Source organism: Streptomyces sp. SID5910, from assembly GCF_009862125.1.
Taxonomy (GTDB): Bacteria; Actinomycetota; Actinomycetes; order Streptomycetales; family Streptomycetaceae; genus Streptomyces.
In genome coordinates this window covers 1-3,509 of sequence record NZ_WWHX01000652.1, presented here as the reverse complement: position 1 = coordinate 3,509, position 3,509 = coordinate 1, and the positions used below count along the sequence as shown (strand labels likewise).

Annotated in this window: 1 protein-coding gene; it reads left to right on the top strand. The window is 71.8% G+C overall.

Features of this window, described 5'->3' with window-relative positions:
* Nucleotides 1-3,509: type I polyketide synthase (locus GTW67_RS22885; protein ID WP_161166686.1), on the top strand; the 3,509-nt coding region annotated here is incomplete at both ends.

The following is a 3,509-nucleotide window of genomic DNA, read 5'->3' as shown; positions in this document are numbered from 1 at the left end:
GTGGACTACGCCTCGCACTGCGCGCATGTCGAGGCGATCGAGGACGTTCTCCTGCGGGACCTGGCGGGGATCGCACCGCAGGCGTCGACCGTGCCGTTCTACTCAACGGTGACCGCCGGCGTCCTGGACACCAGTGGCCTGGATGCGGGCTATTGGTACCGCAATCTGCGGCAGACGGTCCGTTTCGCCGACACCCTGCGCGCGCTCCTGGACGACGGTTTCCGTCTGTTCGTGGAGTCCAGCGCGCATCCGGTGCTGACGATGGGCATCGAGCAGACTGCCGAGACTCACACCAACACCCCGGTGACGGCGGTGGGTTCGCTGCGCCGCGGCGAGGGTGGTCTGGAGCGTTTCCTCACTTCTGCCGCAGAGGCGTTCGTCGGTGGTGCGACGGTCGACTGGGCGGGCGTGTTCGCGGGTTCGGGTGCCCGCCGCGTCGACCTGCCCACCTACGCCTTCCAGCGTCGTCGCTACTGGCTGGATGCCGCCGGCCAGACGGTGAGCCAGAAGTCGGCTTCCGGGCTGGGCCTGGGCTCCGCCGACCATCCGCTCCTGGGCGCGGTCGTGGCACTGGCCGATTCGGAAGGACTCCTGCTGACGGGCCGGTTGTCCCTGCGTACGCACCCATGGCTCGCCGATCACGCCGTGGGCGAGACGACGCTGCTGCCGGGTACGGCGTTCGTGGAGCTGGCGCTGCGCGCCGGGGACGCGGTCGGTTGCGACCGGCTCGATGAACTCACGCTGGCAGCACCGCTGGTGCTGTCCGAAGACACTGCCGTACAGGTGCAGCTGACGGTGGGCGCTCCGGACTCGGAGGGGCGGCGCCCGGTCGCGGTGTACTCCCGTCCGGAGGACGAGACCGACGGTCCTTGGACACGGTACGCCGCAGGCACGCTGACCGAAGGCCCGGCCGATAGCGGCGATCAGTCCACCGTCTCCGCCGAACTCGGCGTCTGGCCGCCGACCGGCGCCGAGCCGGTCGCGGTGGACGACCTGTACGAGCGGCTGGCGGCCACCGGCCTCCTGTATGGCGCCGCCTTCCAGGGCGTACGCGCGGCCTGGCGGCGCGGCGACGAGGTGTTCGCCGAAGTCGCCCTCGCCGACGAGCAGCAAGCCGACGCGAGCCGTTTCGGTGTGCACCCAGCGCTGCTGGACGCCGCCCTGCACGCCCTGGCGCCCGGCCCCGAAGCCCCGGGGGCGGAGAGCGGCGAGCGGCGTCCCGGCCTCCCGTTCGTCTGGGAAGGAGTGTCGCTGTACGCCGGCGGCGCGGCCTCGCTGCGTGTGCGGCTCGCCCCGGCCGGTGCGGACGGCGTGTCCGTGCTCGTGGCGGACACCACCGGAGCACCGGTCGCGGCGGTGACGTCCCTGGTGACGCGCGCCGTGTCGCCGGAGCAGCTGAGGGCGTCGGCGCGCATCACCGACGAGGCGCTGTTCCGCCTCACCTGGCGCAAGCTCGCGACGAGCGGCCCGGTCACCGCTTCGGCGACCGTGTCCGCTCCGGAGCTGGCGGAGGTGCGAGCCGCTCTGGAGGCGGGCGCGACGGACGTGCCGGACGTGGTTCTGGCCTCCTTCACGACGGGTGCGGGTGATCCGGCTGAGGTGCGGTCGGTGTCGCGTCGTGCGTTGGGGGTGTTGCAGGAGTGGCTGGGTGAGGAGCGGTTCGCGGGGTCGCGTCTGGTGGTGGTGACGCGGGGTGCGGTGTCTGCTGTGCCTGGTGAGGACGTGTCCGATCTGGCGGCTGCTGCGGTGTGGGGGTTGGTGCGGTCCGCGCAGGCGGAGCATCCGGAGCGGTTCGTGCTGTGTGATGTGGACGGGCACGGGGTGTCGGACGCGTTGCTCGACGTCGTACTCGCCGGTGACGAACCACAGATCGCCGTACGGTCGGGGGAGCCGTACGCCCCCAGGCTGGCCCGCGCCACCGCCACGATCCCTGATGGCTCCGGCCCGGCCTGGAACCCCGAAGGCACGGTCCTCCTGACCGGCGCCACCGGGACGCTGGGCGCACTGGTGGCCCGGCACCTGGTCACGGAACACGGCGTACGGCACCTGTTGCTGGTCTCCCGCCGCGGCCGGGCGGCGACCGGTGCCGAGGAACTCGCCTCCGAACTCGGCGACTTGGGCGCATCGGTATCCGTCGAGGCCTGTGACGCCGCCGATCGCTCGGCACTGGCGGAGCTGCTGGCGAGCGTGCCCGCCGAGCACCCGCTGACCGCCGTCGTGCACGCGGCCGGTGTCCTGGACGACGGGGTCGTCACCTCCCTCACGCCGGATCAGATCGACGCGGTGCTGCGGCCCAAGGTGGACGCGGCCGTCCACCTGCACGAGCTGACCCGTGACCTGGACTTGTCCGCGTTCGTCCTCTTCTCCTCCGCCGCCGGCACCTTCGGCGGCGCCGGACAGGGAAACTACGCCGCGGCGAACGCGTTCGTCGACGCCCTGGCAGCACACCGGCGGGCGCAGGGCCTGCCCGCCGTCTCGCTGGGCTGGGGCTTCTGGTCCGAACGCAGCGGCATGACCGGCCACTTGGCCGACGCGGACGTCCGACGCATGCACCGTGCCGGCATCGCCGCCCTCACCTCGGACGAGGGCTTGGCCCTGTTCGACGCCACGGCGACCGGGCCCGCCACGGCGGACGCCGTCCTGCTGCCCATACGTCTCGACCTGCCCGCGCTGCGCGCCCAGGCCACCACGGGCGCCGTACCCGTGCTGCTGCGGGACCTCCTGCGCATACCCACCCGCCGTACGGTGGAGGCGTCCGGCCCCGCTGCCGGCACTTCGGCACTGTGGCAGCGCCTGGCGTCCCAGCCGGAGGCCGACCGGGTCGACGCCCTGGAGACGCTGGTGTGCACGCACGTCGCGGCTGTCCTGGGGCACGCCGACGAGACCGCGGTCGACCGTGAGCGAGCCTTCAAGGAGTTGGGCTTCGATTCGCTGACGGCGGTGGAGTTGCGGAACCGGTTGAACGGGGCCACGGGTCTGCGGTTGCCTGCGACGTTGGTGTTCGACTATCCGTCGCCGGTGGTGCTGGCGCGTCATCTGTTGGCCGAGCTGGTGGCGGCGAACGCGGTGGACGAGGGTGCGCGTGCCCAGCGGCCCGCGCCCGTAGCGGCTTCGGTGGTGGACGAGCCGATCGCGATCGTGGCGATGAGCTGTCGTTTCCCGGGTGGTGTCCGTACTCCGGAGGAGCTGTGGCGGCTTCTGGAGCGGGACGGGGATGCGATGGCCGCGTTTCCCGAGGATCGTGGCTGGGATCTGGAGGCGCTGTATCACCCGGATCCTGATCACAAGGGCACGGCGTATGCCCGTGAGGGTGGTTTCCTGTACGACGCGGCCGATTTCGACCCGGGGTTCTTCGGTATTTCGCCGCGTGAGGCGTTGGCGATGGATCCGCAGCAGCGTCTGTTGCTGGAGACGTCGTGGGAGGCGTTGGAGCGGGCGGGTATCGACCCGGCGTCGGTGCGTGGCAGCCAGACCGGCGTCTTCGCCGGGATCATGCACCACGACTACGG